We start from the raw sequence: 21,496 nt of genomic DNA, 5'->3' as shown, positions 1-21,496 counted from the left end.
CCCGCGGCGGGACAGGTCAGTTGTTGGGCTCGTCGGCGCTGATGTCGGCCAGCACCGACTGTGGCTCCCGTTCGACCGCCAGGTCACCCATCGACACCAGGCCGACCAGCTTGCCGTCGTCGATCACCGGCAGCCGGCGTACGGCGTAGGTGCGCATCAGGTCGGCCGCGGCGACGGCGTCGTCGTACTGGCTGACCGTCACCACGTCCTTGCTGGTGACCTGGTTGAGCCTGGTGGTGTTCGGATCCATGTTCTCGGCCACCGCACGGACCGTGATGTCCCGATCCGTGACGATGCCGACCACGTCGTCTCCCGCGGTCACCACCACGTCGCCGATCGCGCTGTCCCGCATCTCCTGGGCCGCCGCGGTGAGCGTGTCGTTGCCGTCCATCGTCACCAACCGGGTCGTCATGAACTCTCCGACCGTTGTCATGGTGCTCCCCTCTCGGTGTCGGCAGGCCCCGTCTACCCGCCACGCCGCAGCAGGTAACGCGTGCTCACCGGCGCCGCCGCAGCCGCCGGCGCAGGTCGTAGAAGCCGTTGCTGGACAGCGCGTACAACAGCGGCAGGAGCAGGAAGATCACCAGCGCCACCGGCACCGCTCCCAGCCAGCCGACCAGCGCGGCCACCGCGTACGCGCCGATGCCGAGCACCGCCCGACCGCGTTCGACGGCGAAGAACCGGGCCGGGACGCGCTCCTGCAACAGGTCCTCGTGTCGGCTGAGGTGGTGGTAGAGCCCGAGCCAGGCGGCGGAGAGCACCACCCCGACCGCCGCGTACAGCACCACCGCCACCATCTCGTCGGCCCGGTCGCCGGCCTGCACCGAGCGGGAGACGACGACCGTGGCGAACGGCAGCAGCGCGGTGCTGAAGAGCACCCCGAGGTTCCACCACTGCAGGCCCCGATCGGTGCTGCGGATGCGGTGGTAGGTCCCCTTGTGGTTGAGCCAGCCCACCGCGACCCAGAGGTAGGAGGTCACGTACGCCAGGTAGGTCGGCCACTGTTCGAGCAGGATGTGCCCCATCCCGCCGGGAGGCACCTCGGGCGGGTTCAGCTCCAGGACCAGCACCGTGATGATGATCGCGAAGACGGCGTCGCTGAACCCGACGGCCCGTGCGGTGTCCGACCGCAGCGCCGCCTCCTCCTGCGCCCCGGCCGGTCCGGGTCGTGCCCGCTCGGCGCCCATCGGCTCCCCCGTTCCCGCCGGGCCGTGCGGTCGCCGGCGTTACGCAGGAGCCCGGTATACCCGGCGGGCCGCCGCCACACCGCCGCCGCGACAGCCGCTCAGTCGGGCGGGGGCATGCCGTAGACCCGCTCGACGTGCAGCCGTAGCACGAGGCGCCGCTCGGCGACCATGGCGGCGCGGAAGTCGTCCCAGTCGGGGTGTTCGCCCTGCACCGCCCGGTAGAGCCCGATCAGTTCCTCGACGGTGGGGTCGTCCGGTCCGGCCGCCACCGAGGTCAGCTCGGCGCGCGCCTCCGCCACCGCGTACGCCCAGCCGTCGTCGCTGCTGACGTGGAAGCTGGCCCGGGGGTCGCGGCGCAGGTTGGCGGTCTTGGCCCGGCCGTCGGTGACGGAGACCCGGATCAGCGCACGCTCGCGGTCGAAGGCGTAGAGCACGTTGGACAGCTGCGGCCGGCCGTCCCGTTTGATGGTGGCGAGCACGCCGACCCGGCGGCCCGCGATGAGATCGGTCAGGGCCGCCCGGGTCCGTTCGTCCGCCATGGGATCCTCCGCGTCGACGTCGGCAGCGTGGTACGCCGCGCGGGCGACACACCTGAGAGGCACCAATATGCCCGTCCGGCAGGTCGCCCGCACCCGGATCGCCCGGTCTCGCCGCGCCCGCCCGGCCCGGCCCCGCTCACCCGACCGCCGCACCGGCCGGCGGTGGGCCGGACCGGCACGGCGGGCGCGCGGACAAGGCGGGGCCGCTCAGCGGAGTTCGGCGGCGACCAGCTCGGCGATCTGCACCGCGTTCAGCGCGGCGCCCTTGCGCAGGTTGTCGTTGGAGCAGAACAGCGCCAGGCCGTGCTCGACGGTCTCGTCGGCGCGGATCCGGCCCACGTACGTCGGGTCCTGGCCGGCGGCCTCCAGCGGGGTCGGCACCTCGGACAGGGCCACGCCGGGCGCGCCGTCGAGCAGCTCGCGGGCCCGCTGCGGGGTGAGCGGCCGGGCGAACCGGGCGTTGATCTGGAGCGAGTGACCGGTGAAGACCGGCACCCGGACGCAGGTGCCGGAGACCTTCAGCCCCGGGATGTCCAGGATCTTGCGGCTCTCGTTGCGCAGCTTCTGCTCCTCGTCGGTCTCGAAGGAGCCGTCGTCGACGATCGAGCCGGCGAGCGGGAGCACGTTGAAGGCGATCGGCCGGGCGAAGGAGCGCGGGGTGGGGAACTGCACGGCGGCACCGTCGAAGGCGAGCGCGCTGGCGTCCTCGGCGACCTTGCGGACCTGCTCGTCCAGCTCGGCGACCCCGGCCAGGCCGGCCCCGGAGACCGCCTGGTACGTCGAGACGACCAGGCCGACCAGCTCCGCCTCGGCGTGCAGCGGGCGCAGCACCGGCATGGCGGCCATCGTGGTGCAGTTCGGGTTGGCGATGATGCCCTTCGGGCGGACGGCGGCGGCGTGCGGGTTGACCTCGGCCACCACCAGCGGCACCTCCGGGTCCATCCGGAACGCCGAGGAGTTGTCGATGACCACGGCACCGGCGGCGGCGACCCGGGGGGCGAGCTCCTTCGCGGTGCCCTTGCCCGCCGAGAAGAGCACGATGTCCAGCCCGGAGTAGTCGGCGGTCGCCGCGTCCTCGACCGTCACCTCACCGTCGCGCCAGGGCAGCGTGCGCCCGGCCGACCGGGCGGAGGCGAACAGCCGCACCTGCTCCGCCGGGAAGTCGCGCTCCGCCAGCACCTGCCGCATCACGCCACCGACCTGGCCGGTGGCCCCCACAATGCCGATCCTCATGCCCGCGAGGCTACCCAGGCAGCCGGTCCGGGCGGGAATGCTTTCCCACCGCCCGGACCGGATTCGCCCCGATCAGAGCGTGGCGTCCGTCACCTCGCCGAGCCCGGTCGCGATGAGTTCGTCGCGGATCACCGCTGCGTCGCCCTCCACCACCAGGGTCAGCGACTCCGGGTGCAGGTGGGCGGCGGCCGCGGCGGAGACCTCCGCCACGTCGGCGGCGAGCAGCGCCTCGCGCAGCCGGGCGTGGTAGTCGTCCGGCAGGTCGTGCACCACCAGGGTGGTCAGCGCCGATGCGATCGCCCGCGGGCTCTGCAACTCGACCGACAGCTGGCCGGCCCGCCACGAGCTGGCCACCGCCAGCTCGTCGGCGGTCACCCCGCCGGCCTGGGTACGGGTGATCTCCCCGACCGCCTCCACCAGGGCCGGCGCGGTGACCGCGTTCTGCACGCCGGAGCTGACCGCGAACCGGCCGAAGCGGCGGGACGAGGCGAAGTCGCCCCGGATGCCGTACGTGTAGCCGCGCACCTCCCGGATCAGGTGGTTGAGGCGGGAGGTGAACGCCCCGCCGAGCACCGTGCCGGCGAGCGTGATCGGCACGTGGTCCGGGTGGGCACGGTGCGGCGACGGGTGCCCGAGCCGCAGCGTGGACTGCACCGAACCGGGCCGGTCCACCAGCAGGATCCGCCGCCCGGTGTGCAGCGGCACCTCGATCGGGCCGCCGCGTTCGGCCGGGCCGCCGCCGGTGCCGGCGAACGCCGCCGCGGCGAGCGCGTCCAGGTCGAGGCGGTCCAGGTCGCCGGCGACGATCAGCGTGCCGGGCCGCAGGAACCACTCCGAGTGGAAGACGGTGACGTCCTCGACGTCCAGCGCGGCCACCGAGTCCGGGTCGCCGTACATCGGGCGGCCCCACCGGTTGTCGGCGCCGAAGAGGTCGGCGCGCAGCGCCGCGTCGGCGCGCGGGCCGGGGTTGGCCCAGTCCATCCGCAGCGCGGTCGCCTCGTCGTCGCGGACCCGGCGCACGTCGTCGGGGTCGAGCCTGGGCGTCCGGACCGCCTCGGCGAGCAGCTCCACCGCGGCGCTCAACCGGTCCACCGGGACCTGCACGCTGACCTGGAACGAGTCCCAGTCCAGCCCGGTCACCAGCTCGGTGCCGAGCCCCTCGACGGCGAGCGCGAAACCCGTGGCGTCCCGCTGGGCGGTGCCCTCCTCCAACGCCTTGGCCAGCACCCCGCCGAGCCCCTCCTTGCCGACCGGCTCGCGGCCGGCCCCGGCGTCGAGCAGCAGCACCGCCACGGCGAGGTTCTGCCCGGGCAGGTGCGCGGCGACCACCCGGCCGCCGGCGACCTCCCGGCGGACCACGGCGGGGAACCGGTACGGGCGGGGCACGCCCGCGCCGGGACGGGCGGCGATCAGCGTCATGGGGTCTCCTCCGGCAGGTAGGTCAGGGTCACCCGGTCGTCGGCGCCGAGCAGCTCGGCGGCCTGCTCGGCGATCTGGTCGGCGGTCACCGCCAGCCAGGCCGGCAACCGCTCGGCGGCCTTGGCCGGGTCGCCGAACTGGGTGGCGTACCGGCCGAGGGTGTCCGCCCGGCCGTCCACTGTGGACATCTGTCGCCACCAGGCGGTGCTCAGCAGCGCCTTGGCGCGGTCCAGCTCGGCGTGGGTCACCGGCACGGTGGCCAGCTCGTCGACCACCTCGGCGACCCCGGCGGCCAGCCGCTCGGCGCCCACCCCGGGGCGGGCGGTGGCGGTGGCGATCAGCGGCGCCGGGGCGTGTGCCAGGTCCACCCCGTACGCCCCGACCAGGTCCGGCTGGGCGATCCGTTCCCCGTCCGCCAGGCGCTGGTAGAGGCGGCTGCCCCGGCCGCTGCCGAGCACCGCGGCGAGCACGGTCGCCACGTCGTACCCGGGGGTGCCGAAGGGGTGGGTGCGGTGCGCGACGTACACCCGGGGCGCGGGGACGTCGCCGGTGACGGTCTCGACGGCGGCCCGGCCGGTGGCCGTGACGGTCCGGCCGTCCGGCGCGGCCAGGATCTCCTCGCGCGCGGGGATCGCGCCGAAGTACTTGTCGGCGAGCGCGAAGACCTCGGCGGCGGAGGCGTCGCCGGCGACGGTGAGCACCGCGTTGTTGGGCGCGTAGTAGGTGGTGTGGAACGTCTGGAAGGTGACCAGGTCGGCGGCGTTCAGGTCGGCCATCGAGCCGATCGTCGCGTGGTGGTACGGGTGGCCGGGCGGATACAGCAGCGGCAGCAGCCGCAGCCAGGCGTCGCCGTACGGCACGTTCTCGTAGCGCTGGCGGCGCTCGTTCTTCACCACGTCGCGCTGGTTGTCCAGCGTCTCCTGGGTGAGCGCCGGGACCAGGCCGCCCATCCGGTCGGCCTCCAGCCAGAGCGCCAGCTCCAGGTGCTCGGCCGGGACGGTCTCGAAGTAGTTCGTCCGGTCCGGGTTGGTGGTGGCGTTGAGGGAGCCGCCGGAGCCCTGGATCAGCTTCATGTGCTCGGTCTTGGCGACGTTGAGCGAGCCCTCGAACATCAGGTGCTCGAAGAGGTGGGCGAAACCGGTCTGCCCCGTCGGCTCGTGCCGGGAGCCCACGTCGTACCAGAGGTTGACCGCCACCGCCGGAGCGGTGCGGTCCTCGCTCACCACCACGCGCAGGCCGTTGTCCAGTCGGGTCGTCTCGATGGGCCAGGGGTAACCGCTGTCGGGCATGACCCGACGCTATCCGATCTCCGGGGCGGAAAGGGGACGGCTCATCCGTTGGCGAGCCCACCCGGCGCGGCGGGCATCTACCGGGCGGCGCGGGGTACCGCAGTGGGCATGCCGACCCCCTCGGAGTCCGTCGCCGCCGGCGCCGCCGTCGCCGTCGCCGGGGCCGCCGCCGTCCTGACCCGCCGGCGCGGGGCCCGCCTGCTGCACCCGACCGGCCGCTCGTTCACCGCCGAGGTGATGATCTGGGGTACGCCCGGACCGCCGACCGGTGTCGCGCTGCTCGACGAGCCGGGCCGGCACCGGGCCACCGTCCGGTTCTCCCGCGGCGTGCCCACCCCGGACGGCTGGCCGGACGTGCTGGGGCTGGCGGTGCGGCTGCACCTGGCCGACGCGCGGGCGTTCGACCTGCTGGTCAGCTCCAGCGGGGCCGCCCCGGTGCTGCGCAACGTGCCGCTGCCCCGGCGACGCTTCGCCGGGACGTACAGCACGATCATGCCGTTCCGGGTCGGGACGCGGCGGCTGTGGCTGGCGGCGCTGGCCGACCCGGACTCCCCCGACCTGGGCCGGAGTCTGGCCGAGGTGGCCGCGGCGACCCGGGCGGACGCGCCGCGGCTGGTGCTCGCGGTCGCCTCCGCTGTCGGGCCGTGGCGGCCGTTCGGCCAGGTCACCCTCGGCGGGCAACTGGACGCGCGGACGGACGCCGCGCTGGCCTTCGACCCGGTACGGAACCTGCCGGCGGGCCTGCGGGTGGTGGGTCCGCTCGCCTGGTTGCGCGAGCAGACCTACCGGGGTTCCCGTCGGGCCCGGGGGGCGGTCGATCAGTCGGGAGGCTCGATCGGGGTCGCGGTCTGATCGGAGGTGCGGTGCTCCAGCACCGTGTCGGGGGCGGCGTTGCGGTCCTCCTCCCGGATGTCGGACTCGGTGAGGATCGCGTCGGCCTGCACCTGCGGGTCGTCGCTGCCGACCGCCGCCTCCTCGGGCAGCAGGTGGGCCCGGGACTCCACCCGTTCCTGGTCGCTCTGCTCGTGGCTCATGCCGAGCCTCATACCCCGCCGGCCCGCCCGACACGCCACAAGATCGCCCGCAGGCCCGGTCCGGCGCCATCCGGGGCCGGACCGGCCGCGTCGGAGGCTCAGCGGAACGGGCCGCGCACCTCGTAGGTGATCCCGCCGGAGGAGGAGCCGGAGGTGCCGCGCTGGGACGAGAAGTAGAGCCGGCTGCCGTCCGGGGAGAACGCCGGTCCGGTGATCTCCGACGAGGACTGCCCGGTGATCCGGACGAACGGCGTGACCACCTCGTCCGGGGTGATCAAATTGATTTCCATGTTGCCGCCGTCCTCGGCGACGTAGAGGTCGCCGGAGCGGGAGCCGGTGATGTTGTCCACCCCGGTCAGCGGCGCGGCGCCGCCGGTCACCAGCGAGTCGTCGTACGCCAGGTCGATCCGCTGATTGACCGCGTCGTACGCCCAGACCCGGTTGTCGCCCTTGGTGGTGAACCAGCAGGTGCCGTCGGCGTACCAGCAGCCCTCGCCGCCGTTGAACTTCTTCGCGCCGGAGACCTGCTGGCGGGTGTAGGTCGGCGAGCCGTCCGGGTCGGGCACCCGCGTCCAGCTCACCGGACCGCTGGTGGCGGTGCCGGCGACCAGCACCTCCAGGGTGCCGGCGGAGAGGTCGCCCCAGACCGTGGGGCGGAACCGGTAGAAGCAGCCGCTGGTCTCGTCCTCGGTCAGGTAGATCACCTGGCGGACCGGGTCGGCCGCCGCCGCCTCGTGGTTGAAGCGGCCCAGCGCCGGCCGGCGCACCGCGGCCAGGCCGCCCTGCGGGTACGTCTCGTAGACGTAGCCCCGGCTGACCTCCTCGCAGGAGAGCCAGGTCCCCCACGGGGTCGCCCCACCGGCGCAGTTGCGGTTGGTGTTGGACAGGATCCGGTATGCCGAGGCGATCGTGCCGTCGGCGTTGAATCGGATCGCCGAGGCGCCGCCGGTGGTGGCGATCTCCGAGTTCGAGACGTAGATCCAGCCGGTGCCGGCGGCGAAGCAGGCGCCGCCGTCCGGGGCGTCGTGCCAGGTGTACGACGTGCCGGCCACGACCTGCCGGGACCGGGCGACGATCCGGCTGGTGAAGCCGGCCGGCAGCTGGAGGCCGCGGGCGTCGGCGGTGCCGAGCGGCCCGTACGGGCCGACGCCGGGCTGGGCCGGGGCGGCGAGCGCGGCGCCGGACCAGAGGCTTCCGGCGAAGGCGGCGGCCCCGCCGGCAGCGGTGGCGCGCAGGACGGTACGACGGTCCATCGGTTACCTCCGGAGAGTGCGAGCGGTGTCGATGAAATTACCCGCAGTTGCATCGACGGGGGTAAACATCGGGCGAGAGTTTCCGGACGCCCCGGTGAGCCTTGCCCGTCCGGTCGGGTACGCTGACCGACGTGACGCGCTCGTATCGATGGTTTAGGCAGCCGGCTCCGACGCCGGTGACCTCGCCATGAGCTGACGTCACCGTCGTTTTCGAGCCGGCCGGGCAGGAGCTTCCGCTCCTGCCTTTTTGCGTACGAGCAGCCGGCTCCACCCGGGCACCGGCCCCGGGCACGGTCGGCGAGAGGATGCCCACCGTGACCACCCCGGAGACCGACGCCGTCATCGACCAACGGATCGACCGCGTCGTGCCATTGACCACGCCCGCCCTGCTCCTGCACGACCTCCCCCTGCGCGCCCCGCTCGCCTCTGCGGTGCTGGCCGGCCGACGCGCGGTCGGCCGGGTGCTGGACCGCGCCGACGACCGCCTGCTGGTGGTGGTCGGCCCCTGCTCGGTGCACGACCCGGCCGCCGCCCTGGAGTACGCCCACCTGCTGTGCGAGGCCGCCGACCGGCACGCCGACGACCTGCTGGTGGTGATGCGGGTCTACTTCGAGAAGCCGCGTTCCACGGTGGGCTGGAAGGGCCTGATCAACGACCCGGCGCTGGACGGCTCCGGCGACGTCAACCTCGGCCTGCGGACCGCCCGGGCGCTGCTGCTGGACGTGCTCCGCCTCGGCCTGCCGGTGGGCTGCGAGTTCCTGGACCCGATCACCCCGCAGTACATCGCCGACACGGTGGCCTGGGGCGCGATCGGCGCCCGGACGGTGGAGAGCCAGGTGCACCGGCAGCTCGCCTCCGGGCTGTCCATGCCGATCGGCATGAAGAACCGCCCGGACGGCAGCATCGGCACGGCGGTGGACGCGATCCGGGCGGCCGGTGTGCCGCACGTCTTCCCCGGCATCGACGTCTCCGGCACCCCGGCGATCATGCACACCCGGGGCAACGCCGACGGGCACCTGGTGCTGCGCGGCGGCGGCGGCCGGCCGAACTACGACGCGGAGTCGGTGGCGGGCGCGCTGGACCTGCTGCGGGCCGCCGGCCTGCCCGAGCGGTTGGTGGTCGACGCCAGCCACGCCAACAGCGGCAAGGACCACCGCAACCAGCCGAAGGTCGCCGCCGACGTGGCCGCCCAGCTCGCCGCCGGCCAGCGCGGGATCGTCGGCATCATGCTGGAGAGCTTCCTGCTCGAGGGCCGCCAGGACCTGGACCCGACCCGGGAGCTGACCTACGGACGCTCGGTCACCGACGCCTGCATCGGCTGGGACACCACCGCCGAGGTGCTGGACCACCTGGCCGCCGCGGTCCGAGGCCGCCGGGCCGCCCTGCCCACCCCCGCCTGACGGGTTTGGGCGATTCGGGTGGGGGTAGCTGGGCGGAGTGACCGATGACGCACCGGTGACCGACGAGGTCGACACCCGGCAGCTCGACGAGCTGCTCGACGACATCTACCACGGCCAGGAGCGGATCAGCCAGGCGGACATCTACCGCCGGGCGGTCGCCGCGGAGCTGCCGCCGACGCTGCTCTCCCGGATCGCCGCGCTCCCCCAGGGCGAGTACGCGGTGGACGAGGCGGCCGACCTGCTGGGCGGTTCGGTGGCCTGAGGGCGCGGCGCACGGGGGTGGACCAGGACGACGAGAGGACGACGGCATGACGCACCACGAGGGGCACGAGACCGTGCCGGCGCTCGGCCAGCCGCCGGAGGGCCGGGACACCACCCCCGAGCCGGACTTCGCCAACGAGCACGACCGCACCGCGGTCGACCGCGACGTGATCACCGACGAAGACTCGGACGAGCGTGAGCCGGAGGCCTCGCGCGGCTGGGCCGGCGAGGACGGCGGCACCACCCCGACCTGAGCGGGACGACGTGAACCCGACCTGAGCGGGACGACGCGAAAGGGGGCCGGCGCCGCGCCGGCCCCCTTCGCGCGTACGGGGTCACCTCTCGTCCGGGTCTCCGCCCTCGGCGGCCCGCTGGGCCACGGCGTATCCCATCTGCAGGAAGTCCGAGGCGGCGACCGCGGTCAGCGCGGTGGCCACCAGCCGGGTCAGCCGGGGCGCGAGCACCAGGCCGCCGGTGAGGCCGGTGGCGACCCAGACGGCCAGGCAGAACGGGCAGCTCAGCAGCTCGCCGATGGCGTGCCGGGTCGAGCTGCCCTGGTCGCGGACCTCCTCCATCACCTCGCCGCTGCCGATCGGGTGGTCGTAGCGGGTGAACGGGGCCCGCAGCGGGCTGGTGATCGCGTCCTTGGAGAGCAGCCGGCTGAGCTTGTGCGTGGCGATGGAGAGCAGCACCACGTCGGCCGGGGCGGGACGCTCCGGCACCGGCCGTCCGGTCGCCCGCACCAGGCCGGCCAGCGACGCGGTGACCGTGGCGTACGTCCCCATCGCCGCCAGGTAGCTGCCCAGCGGCCGATACTCGTGCGGGGCGTACGCCTGGCGCAGCCGCGCCACCCTCTGCTTCAGGCCACCCTGGGTCACCGGCGCCTCCTCGTTTCTGGTCACGGTCCGCTCAACCGGCGGTCAGATTGTCGGCCACCTCACCCGCGAGGTTGGCCAGAGCCTCGTCGGCCAGGCCGTCGTCCCCGCCGGTCAGGTCGAGCCGGACCCGGGACCCGCCGGCGTCGCCCGGCTCCACCCGCAGCTCTGCCGACCAACCGGGGGCGGAGTCGTTGCTCCACCGGGCCCGCAGCTCCTCCGCGCTGGCCTCCTGGGGACGCTCGCCGCCGTCGGACCGCAGCGGCTCCGGCAGCCAGGCCGAGACCCGGTCCGGGTCGGTCGCGGTGCCGAACACCACCTCGGGCGGCGCGGACATCCCCCGCTCGGCGCGCGTACCCATCAGGCGTCCCGCAGCCGGCTCGGGTCCACCTCGCGCCCGGGGTGCCGGGCCAGGTACTCGGTCTCCAGCTCGGCGGTGCGACGCAGGTGGTGGGCGAGCGCGGAGTCGGCCGCGTGGCGCAGCGTGTCCAGCCGGGTGCGGTGCAGGCTCTGCAGCTCCCGGATCAGGTCCTCCTCGTCCAGCTCCGCCGGGTCCACCCCCAGCTCTCCGTCGACGTGCGCGCCGGAGGCCGACGTGTCGCGGGCGTGGTCGCCGTCCCACTCCGTCATCCGCTGCTCCGGGCTGACGTCACCGGACTGGCGTACTGATTCGGTCATGTCGCCCCCTCGGGCTCGTTCGGGCTGGCACCTAGACGGATGCCCAGCCGGGGTGTCACCAAACCCTCCTACGACACCGCGTCGGAGACGCCCGACCGTCCCGGTACGCTCGATGCCATGAAACGGCTCTGGACACCGGCGTGGATCGCCCGCCACGTGGCCATGGTCGTGCTGGTCGTCGGGTTCCTGGGGCTGGGCTGGTGGCAGATCAGCCGGGCGGCCTCGGGCAATACGCTGAGCTGGGCGTATGCCGTGGAGTGGCCGATCTTCGCCGGCTTCGTGGTCTTCGTCTGGTCGCGTGAGGTCCGGCACACGCTGCGCGGCCCCGCCGCCGCCGCGCCGGAGCCGGCCGGTGACGCCGGGCCGGAGCCGGGCGTCCCGGCGGTACGCCGCCCGGTGCGGGTGGCCCGGGTGCCGGCCGCGGTCGACGCCCCGGACGACGCGGACCTGACCGAGTACAACCGCTACCTGACCTGGTTGAACGCCAATCCGGGCGCGAGGCCCGGCGACTATCCCGGCTGAGGCCGGTACGGAAGGACGGACGACGGTGGGCGGAGCCCTTACCCGGTACCGCGTGATCGCCTGGATCGTGGGCGTGGCGCTGGCCGTGCTGGTGCTGATCGGCATGCCGCTGAAGTACGCGTTCGACGAGCCGATCGTGGTGGCGGTCGTCGGCACCGCGCACGGCTGGCTCTACATGCTGTACCTGGCCGCCACCTTCGACCTGGGCCGCCGGGTGAACTGGCCGCTCAAGCGGATGCTGCTGGTGATGCTCGCCGGCACGGTGCCGTTCGTGTCGTTCGTCGCCGAGCGCAAGGTGACCCGGGAGCTCGCCGCCCGGCAGCCGCAGGCTCCGGAGCCGGTCGCCGCGCGCTAGGCCCGTCGAGCTCAGGTCCGGGCCGGTCGGGGCTGTCCGTCAGGCCCGTCGGGGCTGCGGTCGCCAGTAGCCGGCCGCGGTGGCCGGGTCCTCCGCGTCGGGATACCGGTGCAGCTCCCGGGCCCGGTTCAGCGCCTGGCTGACCTGGTCGAACTGCCGCTCGTCGTCGCTGCTGAACAGCAGCACCTCGACGCCGCCGCAGTGCCCCCACAACTCGTACGCCGGCGGCCGCCAGCGGTCCCCGGCCAGCGCCAGCACCACCGGCAGCAGGAACACCACCCCGAGGGTCAGGTACGCCCCGGCGGTGAGCCGTTGCAGCCCGCCGTGAAAGCCGAGCAGCACGCCGACGCCGGTGATCAGGGTGGCGGTCACCGCGACGGCGCGCACGGCCAGCCGGTCGTGCGGCCCGCGCCCCACCCGTAGGTGGGTGAGGTCGGCGACGGCGAAGGTGTTCCGACCGACGGTGAACCGTTCGGTGGTCACCACGATCCCCGGGCGCGCGTAGAGCAGGGTCGTCCCGCGCGACGAGCGCGGCGGGCGGGTGGCGGAGCGGTCTGCCTGCTGCACGGCGTCCTCCCAGGGGCCGGCGGCGTCGGCTCTCCCACCGCCCCGTGCCTGCTCACGGCGGGATTCCCGGCGCCGGGTTCCATTCTGTTGCCCGCCCGCCAGCCGTGCCGGTCGGATTCCCGCCTCCGCCGCGCCCGATGGATCAGGGCCGCCCGCATCCGACCCCCATTTCGGGTTTGTCCGGCGACCGTCCCTCACGTGCCACGACATCCGCCCAGAACGACGAATCCGGCGCAAGCGGTTAAGAGCGACGAAGTACCTGCGACACGCCGCACGCCATGCCACAACAGCGTCAGGGGATGTCACGCTGCGCAGCGGCCTTTCCTGCCCCTTTGCCAACTTTCGCCCCGGCTTCCCCTGCGCGTCACTCCCGTCCCGGGTTACGTTGGGCGGGCCGGCGCGGTCGGCCGCCATCCGTCCGGATGGCCCCGAGCCGGTGCCGTCGGGGGCGTCAGCATCCCCCGAGGGCCCGTGGAGAGGAGCCTTCCGCTCTTGTCGTCCTTACGGATGCTGGTGCGAACGCTCACGGTCGCCGGCCTCACGGCCGCGTTGATCGCCCCGTCGTCGGTGGCTCGGGCCGAGCCGTCGGTGGCCGAGCTGACCGCACGGATCGAGAAGTCCTCGACCGAGCTGGAACGGGTCGTCGAGTCCTACAACAAGCTCAACGAGGAGATCAAGGCCAACAAGGAGACCGCCGCCGCGCTGCACGCGCGGATCGGCCCGCTGGAGGAGCAGACCGCGCGGAGCCGGGCGGACGTCGGGCAGCTGGCCGTCACCGCGTACAAGACCGGCGGCCTGCGGACCGCGCAGGCGTTGCTGGAACCGGGCGGGTCCGTCTCCCTGCTGGACCGGCTCAGCACCATCGACCGGCTCACCCGGGAACGTCAGGACCGCATCGCCGGCTTCACCACCAGCCAACGCAAGCTGGTCGACGAGAAGAACCGGCTGGACGCGACGCTGGCCCGGGAGGCCGCACAGGCGCGCAGCATCGCGAACACCAGGAAGAAGATCGAACGCGACCTGGCCCGCCTCTACGAGCTGCGCCGGGAGGCGTACGGCCGGGCCACCGAGTCGCCGAGCCCGCGGCCGGCCGCCCGCTCCGCCCCCGACGCGCCCGCCGTGGCGGGCAGCGCGGGGGTCGCCGTGCGCTACGCGTACGGGGCGATCGGCAAGCCGTACGTCTGGGGCGCCGACGGGCCCAACGGTTACGACTGTTCCGGCCTCACCTCGGCCGCCTGGCGAGCGGCGGGCAAATCGCTGCCGCACAACACCCGGATGCAGTGGGGCGTGGTGACCCACATCGGCCGCGGTGATCTGCGCCCGGGAGACCTGGTCTTCTACAGCGGCCTGGGCCACATGGCCCTGTACGTCGGTGGCGGCCAGATCATCGACGCGCCCAGCGCCGGGCGCAACGTGCTCAAGCGGGACATGGACATCATGCCGATCCAGGGCTACGGCCGGGTCCGCTGACGTCGCCCGAACACGGCGAACGGCCGGCGTCCCCCTATCGGACGCCGGCCGTTCGCCGTCATTACTACCAGGTCAGGCTGCCTGCAGCCCCTCGGCGCGGGCCAGCTCACGAAGCCGGCCGAGGGCCTGGATCTCCAGCTGGCGGATCCGCTCCCGGGAGAGCGAGAAGCGCGACGCGACCTCGGTGAGCGAGTGCTCCCGACCGTCCTCGAGCCCGTACCGGGCCCGCATGATGCCGGCCGACCGGTCGTCGAGGTGGTTGAGCAGACCCTCGATCCGCTGCCGCTCCAGGCCGGTGAGGACGATCTCCTCCGGCGACGGGGCGTCGCTGTCGGCGACCAGGTCGCCGAGCTTGGTGTCGCCGTCGTCGCCGACCGGGGTGTCCAGCGACACCGTGTCCTGCGACCAGCGGACCAGCTCGTTGACCCGCTCGACGGTGACGCCGAGGGCCGCCGCGATCTGCTCCGGCTCCGGGTCGCTGCCCAGCTCACGGGTGAGCTGCCGGGCCACGTTGCGCATCCGGTTGACGTCCTCGACCAGGTGCACCGGCAGTCGCACGGTCCGCTCCTGCTGGGCGATCGCCCGGCTGATGGCCTGACGGATCCACCAGGTCGCGTACGTCGAGAACTTGTAGCCACGCTCGTAGTCGAACTTCTCCACCGCGCGGACCAGGCCGGTGTTGCCCTCCTGGATCAGATCCAGCATGGGCATCCCGGACCGGACGTAGCGGCGGGCGATCGAGACCACCAGTCGCAGGTTGGCCCGGATGAAGAGATCCTTGGCGCGCTCGCCCTCGACGACCAGGCGCTCCAGGTCGTCCCGGTCGACGCCCTCGGGGAGGCGGTCCTCGCCGAGCAGGTGCTCGGCGTACAGGCCGGCCTCGATGGCCTTGGAGAGATCGACCTCCTTGGCGGCGTCCAGCAGCGGCGTCCGGGAGATCTCGTGAAGGTAGACGCCGACCAGGTCGCGCTCCTCGGCGACCTCGTCGGTCCGCATGCCGATGTTCTTGTCCACGTTTCCCACGGTCCCCTCGCTCGCGCCGGTTGCCCGGTTCCTTGCCATGCCCACGTCCATCGGCCCTCCCCCGTAACCTCCGCTGTGCCCGTCGGTGCTGACACCTACACAACAGATGAGACGTGCCGGGGATTCCATGTCGTGAGTCGAAAGTGTCACGAATGCCTGAGTATCAGCTGAACGCCACGTCCACGTTTGCTGTCAGCGCCCATTCGGGGCTCGCCGACTCCGCACCACGAACAGGCTGGCGGATCAGGGGAAATCGACCTCCGCCCCTGGCAATCGCACCATTGCGACCCCAACGACGCAGCGACCCTCGTCACCGCCCGGCTGCGATCCTGGTCACTGCCTGATACGCGCCGGTGTACCGGTCGGTTCATCCGCTCCGGGATTGATTACCCCACGCCCTGGACAACAATCCGGGGCGTGCGGGACGTCCCGTCCGCGACGTGTTCCGCGTCTCACCCGGCCGTGGGCGGGCCGGGTCGCGCGCGGGGGGTCAGGAGGCGAGCAGGGCGAGCGCGCCGCGCACCTGGTGCGCGCTGCGGGCCAGGGCGGCCCGGGCGGCGGAAATTTCGGCCCCGGAGACCAGCGAGACCAGGGCGGTCTTGAGATCGCCGGCGGCCTCGTGCAGGGCCCTGCGGCAGATCTCCTCCGAGCAGTTGGTGGCCTCCATCAGGATCGAGATCATCCGCCCGCGGAGCTTCGCGTTGGTGGCCACCATGTCGATCATGAGATTCGAGTAGACCCGGCCGAGGCGCACCATCACGGCCGTGGAGAAACTGTTCAGCACCAGCTTCTGCGCGGTGCCCGCCTTCATCCGGGTCGACCCGGTGACCACCTCCGGTCCCGTGTCCACCCCGATGAACACGTCGACCGAGGAGGCGGCCTCCGCCTCCGGGTTCGCACAGAGCAGCACCGTGGCGGCGCCCTGCGCCCGAGCTGCGGCGAGCGCCCCGAGGACGTACGGTGTGCGCCCGCTGGCCGCCAGGCCGACGACCAGGTCGCCCGGCCGTACGCACTCGGCCGCCTCGGCGGCGCCACCCCGCTCGTCGTCCTCGGCGTCCTCGACGGCACGCCACATCGCGTCCGGGCCGCCGGCCAGGTGGGCGCAGAACCAGTCCCGCGGGGAGTTGAAGGTGGGGGCCAGTTCGGCGGCGTCGAGCACCCCGAGCCGGCCGGAGGTGCCCGCGCCGAAGTAGTGCACCCGGTGCCCGCTGTGCAGGGCCGCCACGGCCAGGTCGACGGCCGCGGCGATCTCGTCGAGGACGGCCGCGACGGCGGCCGGCACCCGGCGGTCGGCGTCGTTGATGACGGTGAGCACTTCCCGGGTCGACATCAGGTCGAGGTCGGCGCTGTCCGGGTTGCGACGCTCGGTCGGGGCGCCCACCCGGACCACCGGTCGGGCCACGGTCGCCGCCTCGTCCGGCTCCACCCGACCGGCGGTCACCCGCGCCTCCGGCCCGGGCCGACCCGGTGCGACTTGACCGCCTCGGCGGTCGCCTCCAGGGCCTTGCGGGCCCGTGCCCGGTTCCGCGCGGCCACCCCGACGAAGAGCACGTCGACGACGGTGAGCTGGGCGAGCCGGCTGGCCATCGCGCCGGAGCGGTAGGTCGTCTCGCGGGCCGCGGTGGTGAGCACGAAGTCGGCCACCTCGGTGATCGGCGAGCGGGGGAAGTTGGTCAGCGCGACGGTCGCGGCGCCCCGTGCGCGGGCCTGCTCCAGCACCTCGATGACGTCGGAGGTGGTGCCGGTGTGCGAGATGCCGATGGCGACGTCGCCCTTGCCGAGCAGCGCGGCGGAGGTCAGCGCGGTGTGTATGTCGGGGAAGTAGAAGGCGGTGCGGCCGATGCGGTGCAGCTTCTGCTGGAAGTCCGAGGCGACGAAGCCGCTGGCGGCGGCGCCGTAGACGTCGATGCGGCCGGCGGCGGCGATGGTGTCGACCACCCGCTCGCAGACCGCCGGGTCGAGCTGCTCGGCGGTCTCCTCGACGGCCCGGGCGTCGTTGAACGCGATGGTGGCGATGATCTGCGCCAGGTCCGCGCCGGGCGGGATGTCACCACCGACGACCCGGGCGTCCGGCGGCTCGACCCGGCGGGCGGCCTCGGCGGCGAGCCGGATCCGCAACTGCGGGTAACCGTCCATGCCGACCGACCGGCAGAACCGGATGACGGTGGCCTCGGATGTCTCTGCGGCGGTGGCGAGATCGGTGATGGTCCGCCGCGCGGCGTCGGCCGGGTCGGAGACGACCAGCCGGGCCACCCGCTGCTCGGCGGGCGACAGCGAGGGGAGCAGGCCGCTGATATGGACGATCAGCCCACCCGGCTCGTGACTCGCAGAAATCTTCGTACTCTTCGCCACGGATGAAACTTACTTTCATAAGCGGTGGCCCGTCAACCATCACCGCGCGTATCCGACACAAGTATCCCCCGCGCGCGTCACGTCCCGGCAGCGAGTGCGGTCACCCCAGCATGACGCTCCCGTCCGCCGCGGTCGAACACCACGCTACGGTGTCCCGCATGGCGGATCGCAGCGTGCTGGTCACCGGAGGAACGGGCGGACTCGGCGGGGCGGTCACCGCCGCCTTCGTCCAGGCGGGCTGGCGCGTGGTCGTACCCCAGCGGGAGAGCGCCACCGGGGCGCGGCCGGCGGCGTCCGGCCCGGTCCGGGTGACCGCGGACCTGATGGACCCGGCGGGTGTCGAGCGGGCCGTGCGGGCCGCCGCCGACGACGATGCCGCGCCGCTGCGGGCGGTGGTCAACCTGGTCGGCGGGTACGCCAGCGGCGGCCGGGTGCACGAGACGCCGGTCGAGGAGTTCGAGCGGATGCTCTCGATCAACCTGCGGCCCACCTACCTGGTCACCCAGGCGGCACTGCCGCACCTGATCGCGGCCGGCGGCGGCGCGGTGGTCTGCGTCTCGTCCCGGGCCGCGCTCGCGCCGTTCCCCGGGGCGGCCGGGTACGCCACCGCCAAGGCGGCCGTGCTCGCCTTCGCCAACGCGGTGGCGGTCGAGTACCGGGCCTCCGGCGTCCGCTGCAACACGGTGCTGCCCAGCGTGATCGACACCCCGGCGAACCGGGCCGCCCAGCCGGGCGCCGACCACCGCCGCTGGGTGACCCCGGCCGAGATCGCCCCGGTGGTCCGCTTCCTCGCCTCGGACGATTCCGCGCCGACCAGCGGAGCGGCCGTACCGGTCTACGGGCGGGCCTGAACGGGCAACCGCCCCCGGATCGCCGCGGCGACCGGCACGTCGGCAGCCGACGCGTCGAGGGCCGGCGGGCCGGCCTCGGCCGGCAGCCAGGCCGCCAGGTGGGCCCGGATGCGCCGCTCGACGTCCTCCGGCGCGCCGGAGGCGTCGACCAGCACGAAGCTCGGGTACTCGGGCAGGGTGCGGTACGCCGTGTCGGCGGCCGTCAGCCAGCCCATCGTCTCGTGGTCGTCGCCGCGCCGCTCGATCCGCCGGTACGCCTCCGCCGGGTCCACGGTCAGCAGGAAAGTGACCTGCGGGGGCGGGAAGACCCGGTAACCGACCCGGGCCAGCCGCTCCCAGCGCTGCCCGCCGTGCGCCCGGATGCTGGCGTACTGGCAGGCGGAATAGCGGTCCATCACCGCCGTGCGGCCGGTCACCAGGCAGCTCAGCAGGGCGGCGGCGATCGCCAGCCAGCGCAGCACCGACTCCACGGCCAACACTCCGTTGCGCCCCACCAGGCGCTGCGCGTCGGGGCGGCCGAGCCGGTTGGCGAGCCGGCCGAGCCAGCGCCGGCCGCCGGCGTTGCGGTGGTAGGTGGCGGGCCGGCCGGCCGCGGTGAGCGCGTCGGCGAGCCGGTGCGCCTGGGTCGTCTTGCCCGAACCGTCGATGCCGATCAGGGCGACGCGGCGAAGTCGGGCCGTGCCGCCGGTCGCCCGCAGTGATCTGGCCACCCTGCACAGGTTATCCGACCGGCGCTCGCCTCCCGGCGGTTTGCCCGGTTGATGGCTCGCTGACCAGTCTCTGATCGCCGCCCAGGTGTGGGTGGCGGGCGGGCCGGGTACGCAACGTCATTTCCGACCGCCTGTCCACCTTCACGACGACGGGAGAACCAGATGGCCGAGCGCGGGGACGAGAGCCTGTTGCACACCCTCAAGCGGGTCGCCGCCGTGCTCAAGCAGAACGACATCCCCTTCGCCCTCGGCGGCAGCTTCGCCGTCTACGCGCACGGCGGCCACTCCAGTGAGCACGACGTGGACTTCCTGCTCTGCGAGGAGGACGTCGAACGGGCGCTGGAGGCGCTGGTCGCCGAGGGCTTCACCGCCGAGCGCCCGCCGGAGGACTGGCTGGTCAAGGTCTACGACGAGGGGCGGATGGTGGACCTGATCCACCGACCGATCGAGACCCCGGTGACCGAGGAGACCTTCGCCGACACCGTGGTGCGCCCGGTGGACGCCATCCACATGCCGGTGCTGTCCGCGACCCGGCTGATGGTGCACAAGCTGCTCAGCTTCTCGCAGCACTACTGCGACTTCGCCCGCGGCCTGCCGCTGGCCCGCTCGCTGCGGGAACAGATCGACTGGGAACGGGTACGGAAGGAGACGCGGCACTCGCCGTACGCCGAGGCGTTCCTGGTGCTGCTGGACCGGCTCGACGTGGTGCCGTACGGCGGCACGCCCGTGCCGTACGCCCGCACCCCCGAGGGAGAGGAGACACCGTGACCGAGCATGGCGCCGGCCCGCCCGACGAGTACGTCGAGGCGGAGATCCACCGGCTGCTCGCCGAGGATCCGGACGTCGCCGAGCAGGGGATCACCGTGGTCCACCGGGAACGCGGCCTGGTCCTCTACGGCGAGGTGGAGACCCCGCACCGGCGGGAGGAGATCCTCCGGCGGGTCTCGGAGCGCTTCCCGGACCTGCCGATCACCAGCGACATCGGGGTGATCCGCGCACAGGCGCCGACCCAGGTCGAGGAGCTGCCGTGAGGGGGGTCCGACGATGATCCGGATCGCCGCCGTCGGCGACGTGCACGTGGACGAGGACGTGGTCGGCCGGTTCCGCCCGGCCCTGGAGGAGCTGCCGGACTGCGCCGACGTGCTGCTGCTCGCCGGGGACCTGACCCGGCACGGCACGGAGTCCGAGGCGCGCTGCGTGGCTCGGGAGTTCGGCGGCCTCGGGGTGCCGGTGATCACCGTGCTCGGCAACCACGACCACCAGTGCGACCAGGTGCCGCAGGTGGTCAAGGTGCTGGAGGACGCCGGGATCACCGTGCTGGAGGGGACGGGCATGGTGCTGGAGTGCACCGGCGGCCGGCTCGGCGTGGCCGGGGTCAAGGGCTTCGGCGGTGGCTTCGCCGGCCGGTGCGCCAGCGACTTCGGGGAGCCGGAGATGAAGGCCTTCGTCCGGACGACCAACGAGAGCGCCGAGGCGCTGGGGAAGGCGCTGCGCGAGCTGGAGTGCGACCTGCTGGTCGCGCTCACCCACTACTCCCCCGTGCCGGACACGCTCGCCGGCGAACCGCTGGAGATCTATCCGTTCCTAGGGTCGTACCAGCTGGGTCAGGCGATCGACTCGGCGCCGACCGCGCTGGCCCTGCACGGGCACGCCCACGCGGGCACCGAGCGGGGCACCACCCCCGGCGGGGTCCGCGTCCGCAACGTCGCGCACCCCGTGATCAAGCAGGCGTACAGCATCTTCCACCTGGGCGATCACCTCGAATGATCTCCCAGGTTTCCGCAATCGGCGAGCCGGGTATTCAGCCGCCATGGAGCTGATTCTCTGGATTCTCGCAGTCGTACTCGTGGTCGCCGGCATCCTCGCGCTGTTCCGCCGGCAGATCCTGTGGGGCGTCGTCCTCATCGTGGTGGGCCTGCTGGTCGGCCCGGGTGGTGTCAGCATCTTCAATTGACGCTGATTTCGCGTCACCGGACCCGCCGGGGTCGTCGCTTCCGGAATCTCCGTCCTCCCAGACCTGGAGATCCGGCAGCGACGACCCCGGCGCCGTGCGTCCGGGGTCCGTCGCGCCCGCTGGTGCGGGTTTGTGCCGTCGGCCGGACGAAAATATCTCGACCATGGAGATAACGCAGAGCACTCCGCGGACGGCCGGGTCTGGACGCTGCTCTACGCGCTGATCGCGATCGCCGGCTGGCTGGTCTGGCGCCGGGTCGGCTTCGGCCCGGCCCTCTGGGCGTGGACCGCCCAGCTCGTGCTGAACGCGATCTGCACGCCGCTCTTCTTCGGTGCCGGGCGGTACGGCCTGGCCTTCGCCGAGATCGTGCTGATGTGGCTCGCCATCGGGGTGACCGTCGTGCTGTTCCGGCGGGTCTCCCGCCCGGCGGCGGCGCTGCTGCTGCCGTACTGGGCCTGGGTCACCTTCGCCGCCGCGCTGAACTTCTCCATCTGGCAGCTCAACAGCTGACTCCGACGTCGCGG

Annotated in this window: 27 protein-coding genes and 2 pseudogenes; 13 read left to right on the top strand and 16 right to left on the bottom strand. The window is 73.3% G+C overall.

The annotated features are described in order from the left end of the window. Nucleotides 1-16 precede the first annotated feature (16 nt). The 6 genes from GA0074696_RS08935 to GA0074696_RS08910 all read right to left on the bottom strand — a co-directional run bounded on the left by GA0074696_RS08935 (nucleotide 17) and on the right by GA0074696_RS08910 (nucleotide 5,667). On the bottom strand, nucleotides 17-433 hold the full coding sequence (locus GA0074696_RS08935) for a CBS domain-containing protein (RefSeq protein ID WP_088960657.1): 417 nt from the start codon (nucleotides 431-433) through the stop codon (nucleotides 17-19). Nucleotides 434-497: 64 nt separating this feature from the next. Then, a complete protein-coding gene (locus tag GA0074696_RS08930; RefSeq protein ID WP_088960656.1) occupies nucleotides 498-1,187 on the bottom strand; it encodes a TMEM175 family protein in 690 nt (229 codons plus the stop codon). Nucleotides 1,188-1,285: 98 nt separating this feature from the next. Next, nucleotides 1,286-1,726: a PPOX class F420-dependent oxidoreductase gene (locus GA0074696_RS08925; RefSeq protein ID WP_088960655.1), complete on the bottom strand. Its 441-nt coding sequence runs from the start codon at nucleotides 1,724-1,726 to the stop codon at nucleotides 1,286-1,288. Nucleotides 1,727-1,933: 207 nt separating this feature from the next. Beyond that, on the bottom strand, nucleotides 1,934-2,959 hold the full coding sequence (locus GA0074696_RS08920; RefSeq protein WP_088960654.1) for an aspartate-semialdehyde dehydrogenase: 1,026 nt from the start codon (nucleotides 2,957-2,959) through the stop codon (nucleotides 1,934-1,936). A 72-nt stretch (nucleotides 2,960-3,031) separates the two neighbouring features. Beyond that, nucleotides 3,032-4,378: a M16 family metallopeptidase gene (locus GA0074696_RS08915; RefSeq protein ID WP_088960653.1), complete on the bottom strand. Its 1,347-nt coding sequence runs from the start codon at nucleotides 4,376-4,378 to the stop codon at nucleotides 3,032-3,034. Next, nucleotides 4,375-5,667: a M16 family metallopeptidase gene (locus tag GA0074696_RS08910; protein WP_088960652.1), complete on the bottom strand. Its 1,293-nt coding sequence runs from the start codon at nucleotides 5,665-5,667 to the stop codon at nucleotides 4,375-4,377. Before GA0074696_RS08910 ends, GA0074696_RS08915 begins: the two co-directional genes overlap by 4 nt. A 108-nt stretch (nucleotides 5,668-5,775) precedes the next feature. Here GA0074696_RS08910 and GA0074696_RS08905 point away from each other — a divergent pair, with 108 nt between their 5' ends. Continuing rightward, nucleotides 5,776-6,519 (top strand): phosphodiesterase, encoded by a 744-nt coding sequence (locus GA0074696_RS08905; protein ID WP_088964449.1) that lies wholly within the window; start codon nucleotides 5,776-5,778, stop codon nucleotides 6,517-6,519. Here the strand turns inward: GA0074696_RS08905 and GA0074696_RS08900 are convergent. Together GA0074696_RS08900 and GA0074696_RS08895 are read right to left on the bottom strand one after the other, a co-directional pair. Next, nucleotides 6,486-6,701, bottom strand: coding sequence for a hypothetical protein (locus tag GA0074696_RS08900; RefSeq protein ID WP_172894233.1), 216 nt, complete (start codon nucleotides 6,699-6,701; stop codon nucleotides 6,486-6,488). The two genes, GA0074696_RS08905 and GA0074696_RS08900, sit on opposite strands and share 34 nt — an antisense overlap. A 98-nt stretch (nucleotides 6,702-6,799) precedes the next feature. Next, entirely contained in the window at nucleotides 6,800-7,954 is a 1,155-nt protein-coding gene (locus tag GA0074696_RS08895) for an alkaline phosphatase PhoX (protein ID WP_088960650.1), read from the bottom strand. Between the two features lie 305 nt (nucleotides 7,955-8,259). Here GA0074696_RS08895 and GA0074696_RS08890 point away from each other — a divergent pair, with 305 nt between their 5' ends. The 3 genes from GA0074696_RS08890 to GA0074696_RS08880 are packed head-to-tail and all read left to right on the top strand — an operon-like array spanning nucleotide 8,260 to nucleotide 9,869. Then, entirely contained in the window at nucleotides 8,260-9,354 is a 1,095-nt protein-coding gene (locus GA0074696_RS08890) for a 3-deoxy-7-phosphoheptulonate synthase (protein WP_088960649.1), read from the top strand. A 37-nt stretch (nucleotides 9,355-9,391) separates the two neighbouring features. Continuing rightward, a complete protein-coding gene (locus tag GA0074696_RS08885; protein WP_088960648.1) occupies nucleotides 9,392-9,616 on the top strand; it encodes a hypothetical protein in 225 nt (74 codons plus the stop codon). Nucleotides 9,617-9,662: 46 nt separating this feature from the next. Then, nucleotides 9,663-9,869 carry a hypothetical protein gene (locus GA0074696_RS08880; RefSeq protein WP_088960647.1) on the top strand — a complete coding sequence of 69 codons (207 nt, stop codon included), beginning with the start codon at nucleotides 9,663-9,665 and terminating at the stop codon, nucleotides 9,867-9,869. Nucleotides 9,870-9,950: 81 nt separating this feature from the next. On the opposite strand, the gene GA0074696_RS08875 is transcribed toward GA0074696_RS08880, so the two are convergent. The 3 genes from GA0074696_RS08875 to GA0074696_RS08865 are packed head-to-tail and all read right to left on the bottom strand — an operon-like array spanning nucleotide 9,951 to nucleotide 11,168. Beyond that, nucleotides 9,951-10,493 carry a DUF1360 domain-containing protein gene (locus GA0074696_RS08875; RefSeq protein ID WP_088960646.1) on the bottom strand — a complete coding sequence of 181 codons (543 nt, stop codon included), beginning with the start codon at nucleotides 10,491-10,493 and terminating at the stop codon, nucleotides 9,951-9,953. Nucleotides 10,494-10,524: 31 nt separating this feature from the next. Then, a complete protein-coding gene (locus GA0074696_RS08870) occupies nucleotides 10,525-10,851 on the bottom strand; it encodes a hypothetical protein (RefSeq protein ID WP_088960645.1) in 327 nt (108 codons plus the stop codon). Beyond that, nucleotides 10,851-11,168, bottom strand: coding sequence for a DUF6158 family protein (locus GA0074696_RS08865; protein WP_088960644.1), 318 nt, complete (start codon nucleotides 11,166-11,168; stop codon nucleotides 10,851-10,853). The genes GA0074696_RS08870 and GA0074696_RS08865 overlap by 1 nt, the downstream gene beginning before the upstream one ends. A 117-nt stretch (nucleotides 11,169-11,285) precedes the next feature. Between GA0074696_RS08865 and GA0074696_RS08860 the strand changes: the two genes are divergently transcribed. Together GA0074696_RS08860 and GA0074696_RS08855 are read left to right on the top strand one after the other, a co-directional pair. Beyond that, nucleotides 11,286-11,690 carry a hypothetical protein gene (locus tag GA0074696_RS08860; RefSeq protein ID WP_088960643.1) on the top strand — a complete coding sequence of 135 codons (405 nt, stop codon included), beginning with the start codon at nucleotides 11,286-11,288 and terminating at the stop codon, nucleotides 11,688-11,690. Nucleotides 11,691-11,715: 25 nt separating this feature from the next. Next, complete coding sequence (locus GA0074696_RS08855) at nucleotides 11,716-12,045, top strand: DUF3817 domain-containing protein (protein WP_088960642.1); 330 nt, start codon at nucleotides 11,716-11,718, stop codon at nucleotides 12,043-12,045. Nucleotides 12,046-12,084: 39 nt separating this feature from the next. On the opposite strand, the gene GA0074696_RS08850 is transcribed toward GA0074696_RS08855, so the two are convergent. Next, entirely contained in the window at nucleotides 12,085-12,612 is a 528-nt protein-coding gene (locus GA0074696_RS08850; protein WP_088960641.1) for a DUF6232 family protein, read from the bottom strand. Between the two features lie 492 nt (nucleotides 12,613-13,104). Between GA0074696_RS08850 and GA0074696_RS08845 the strand changes: the two genes are divergently transcribed. Continuing rightward, nucleotides 13,105-14,082, top strand: a complete 978-nt coding sequence (locus GA0074696_RS08845) for a C40 family peptidase (protein ID WP_088960640.1) — start codon at nucleotides 13,105-13,107, stop codon at nucleotides 14,080-14,082. A 72-nt stretch (nucleotides 14,083-14,154) separates the two neighbouring features. On the opposite strand, the gene GA0074696_RS08840 is transcribed toward GA0074696_RS08845, so the two are convergent. The 3 genes from GA0074696_RS08840 to GA0074696_RS08830 all read right to left on the bottom strand — a co-directional run bounded on the left by GA0074696_RS08840 (nucleotide 14,155) and on the right by GA0074696_RS08830 (nucleotide 17,457). Next, nucleotides 14,155-15,144, bottom strand: coding sequence for a sigma-70 family RNA polymerase sigma factor (locus tag GA0074696_RS08840; RefSeq protein ID WP_172894569.1), 990 nt, complete (start codon nucleotides 15,142-15,144; stop codon nucleotides 14,155-14,157). 451 nt (nucleotides 15,145-15,595) lie between these two features. Further along, nucleotides 15,596-16,546, bottom strand: a complete 951-nt coding sequence (gene murQ, locus GA0074696_RS08835; RefSeq protein ID WP_088960638.1) for an N-acetylmuramic acid 6-phosphate etherase — start codon at nucleotides 16,544-16,546, stop codon at nucleotides 15,596-15,598. Then, a complete protein-coding gene (locus GA0074696_RS08830) occupies nucleotides 16,543-17,457 on the bottom strand; it encodes a MurR/RpiR family transcriptional regulator (RefSeq protein ID WP_088960637.1) in 915 nt (304 codons plus the stop codon). Before GA0074696_RS08830 ends, murQ begins: the two co-directional genes overlap by 4 nt. Nucleotides 17,458-17,615: 158 nt before the next feature. On the opposite strand from GA0074696_RS08830, the gene GA0074696_RS08825 reads away from it, so the two are divergent. Next, nucleotides 17,616-18,308: an SDR family NAD(P)-dependent oxidoreductase gene (locus tag GA0074696_RS08825; RefSeq protein ID WP_088960636.1), complete on the top strand. Its 693-nt coding sequence runs from the start codon at nucleotides 17,616-17,618 to the stop codon at nucleotides 18,306-18,308. Here GA0074696_RS08825 and GA0074696_RS08820 read toward each other — a convergent pair. Beyond that, complete coding sequence (locus tag GA0074696_RS08820; RefSeq protein WP_088960635.1) at nucleotides 18,293-19,018, bottom strand: dTMP kinase; 726 nt, start codon at nucleotides 19,016-19,018, stop codon at nucleotides 18,293-18,295. The two genes, GA0074696_RS08825 and GA0074696_RS08820, sit on opposite strands and share 16 nt — an antisense overlap. Nucleotides 19,019-19,105: 87 nt before the next feature. On the opposite strand from GA0074696_RS08820, the gene GA0074696_RS08815 reads away from it, so the two are divergent. The 5 genes and pseudogenes from GA0074696_RS08815 to GA0074696_RS08800 all read left to right on the top strand — a co-directional run. Then, nucleotides 19,106-19,786: a nucleotidyltransferase gene (locus GA0074696_RS08815; protein WP_331716534.1), complete on the top strand. Its 681-nt coding sequence runs from the start codon at nucleotides 19,106-19,108 to the stop codon at nucleotides 19,784-19,786. Then, nucleotides 19,783-20,049 carry a hypothetical protein gene (locus tag GA0074696_RS08810; RefSeq protein WP_088960633.1) on the top strand — a complete coding sequence of 89 codons (267 nt, stop codon included), beginning with the start codon at nucleotides 19,783-19,785 and terminating at the stop codon, nucleotides 20,047-20,049. Before GA0074696_RS08815 ends, GA0074696_RS08810 begins: the two co-directional genes overlap by 4 nt. 13 nt (nucleotides 20,050-20,062) lie before the next feature. Next, nucleotides 20,063-20,838, top strand: a pseudogene (locus tag GA0074696_RS08805) (metallophosphoesterase family protein). Then, nucleotides 20,829-20,972, top strand: coding sequence for a GPGG-motif small membrane protein (locus tag GA0074696_RS31145; protein WP_165947907.1), 144 nt, complete (start codon nucleotides 20,829-20,831; stop codon nucleotides 20,970-20,972). The pseudogene GA0074696_RS08805 and the gene GA0074696_RS31145 overlap by 10 nt, the downstream one beginning before the upstream one ends. A 192-nt stretch (nucleotides 20,973-21,164) precedes the next feature. Then, nucleotides 21,165-21,482: pseudogene (locus tag GA0074696_RS08800) on the top strand (TspO/MBR family protein); the annotation flags it as partial. Between the last annotated feature and the right edge of the window lie 14 nt (nucleotides 21,483-21,496).

The organism is Micromonospora purpureochromogenes, assembly GCF_900091515.1.
GTDB lineage: Bacteria > Actinomycetota > Actinomycetes > Mycobacteriales > Micromonosporaceae > Micromonospora > Micromonospora purpureochromogenes.
Note: the sequence above shows the minus strand (reverse complement) of the source record. Positions and strands in the feature narration are given on the sequence as shown.

What these genes read in the sequence shown, in the direction of transcription:
- GA0074696_RS08840 (WP_172894569.1), bottom strand. Translation starts at nt 15,144, where the DNA reads ATGGCAAGGAACCGGGCAACCGGCGCGAGCGAGGGGACCGTGGGAAAC.
- GA0074696_RS08895 (WP_088960650.1), bottom strand. Translation starts at nt 7,954, where the DNA reads ATGGACCGTCGTACCGTCCTGCGCGCCACCGCTGCCGGCGGGGCCGCC.
- GA0074696_RS08880 (WP_088960647.1), top strand. Translation starts at nt 9,663, where the DNA reads ATGACGCACCACGAGGGGCACGAGACCGTGCCGGCGCTCGGCCAGCCG.
- GA0074696_RS08900 (WP_172894233.1), bottom strand. Translation starts at nt 6,701, where the DNA reads ATGAGCCACGAGCAGAGCGACCAGGAACGGGTGGAGTCCCGGGCCCAC.
- GA0074696_RS08930 (WP_088960656.1), bottom strand. Translation starts at nt 1,187, where the DNA reads ATGGGCGCCGAGCGGGCACGACCCGGACCGGCCGGGGCGCAGGAGGAG.
- GA0074696_RS08865 (WP_088960644.1), bottom strand. Translation starts at nt 11,168, where the DNA reads ATGACCGAATCAGTACGCCAGTCCGGTGACGTCAGCCCGGAGCAGCGG.
- GA0074696_RS08910 (WP_088960652.1), bottom strand. Translation starts at nt 5,667, where the DNA reads ATGCCCGACAGCGGTTACCCCTGGCCCATCGAGACGACCCGACTGGAC.
- GA0074696_RS31145 (WP_165947907.1), top strand. Translation starts at nt 20,829, where the DNA reads ATGGAGCTGATTCTCTGGATTCTCGCAGTCGTACTCGTGGTCGCCGGC.
- GA0074696_RS08825 (WP_088960636.1), top strand. Translation starts at nt 17,616, where the DNA reads ATGGCGGATCGCAGCGTGCTGGTCACCGGAGGAACGGGCGGACTCGGC.
- GA0074696_RS08915 (WP_088960653.1), bottom strand. Translation starts at nt 4,378, where the DNA reads ATGACGCTGATCGCCGCCCGTCCCGGCGCGGGCGTGCCCCGCCCGTAC.
- GA0074696_RS08890 (WP_088960649.1), top strand. Translation starts at nt 8,260, where the DNA reads ATGCCCACCGTGACCACCCCGGAGACCGACGCCGTCATCGACCAACGG.
- GA0074696_RS08905 (WP_088964449.1), top strand. Translation starts at nt 5,776, where the DNA reads ATGCCGACCCCCTCGGAGTCCGTCGCCGCCGGCGCCGCCGTCGCCGTC.
- GA0074696_RS08920 (WP_088960654.1), bottom strand. Translation starts at nt 2,959, where the DNA reads ATGAGGATCGGCATTGTGGGGGCCACCGGCCAGGTCGGTGGCGTGATG.
- GA0074696_RS08935 (WP_088960657.1), bottom strand. Translation starts at nt 433, where the DNA reads ATGACAACGGTCGGAGAGTTCATGACGACCCGGTTGGTGACGATGGAC.
- GA0074696_RS08860 (WP_088960643.1), top strand. Translation starts at nt 11,286, where the DNA reads ATGAAACGGCTCTGGACACCGGCGTGGATCGCCCGCCACGTGGCCATG.
- GA0074696_RS08870 (WP_088960645.1), bottom strand. Translation starts at nt 10,851, where the DNA reads ATGGGTACGCGCGCCGAGCGGGGGATGTCCGCGCCGCCCGAGGTGGTG.
- GA0074696_RS08925 (WP_088960655.1), bottom strand. Translation starts at nt 1,726, where the DNA reads ATGGCGGACGAACGGACCCGGGCGGCCCTGACCGATCTCATCGCGGGC.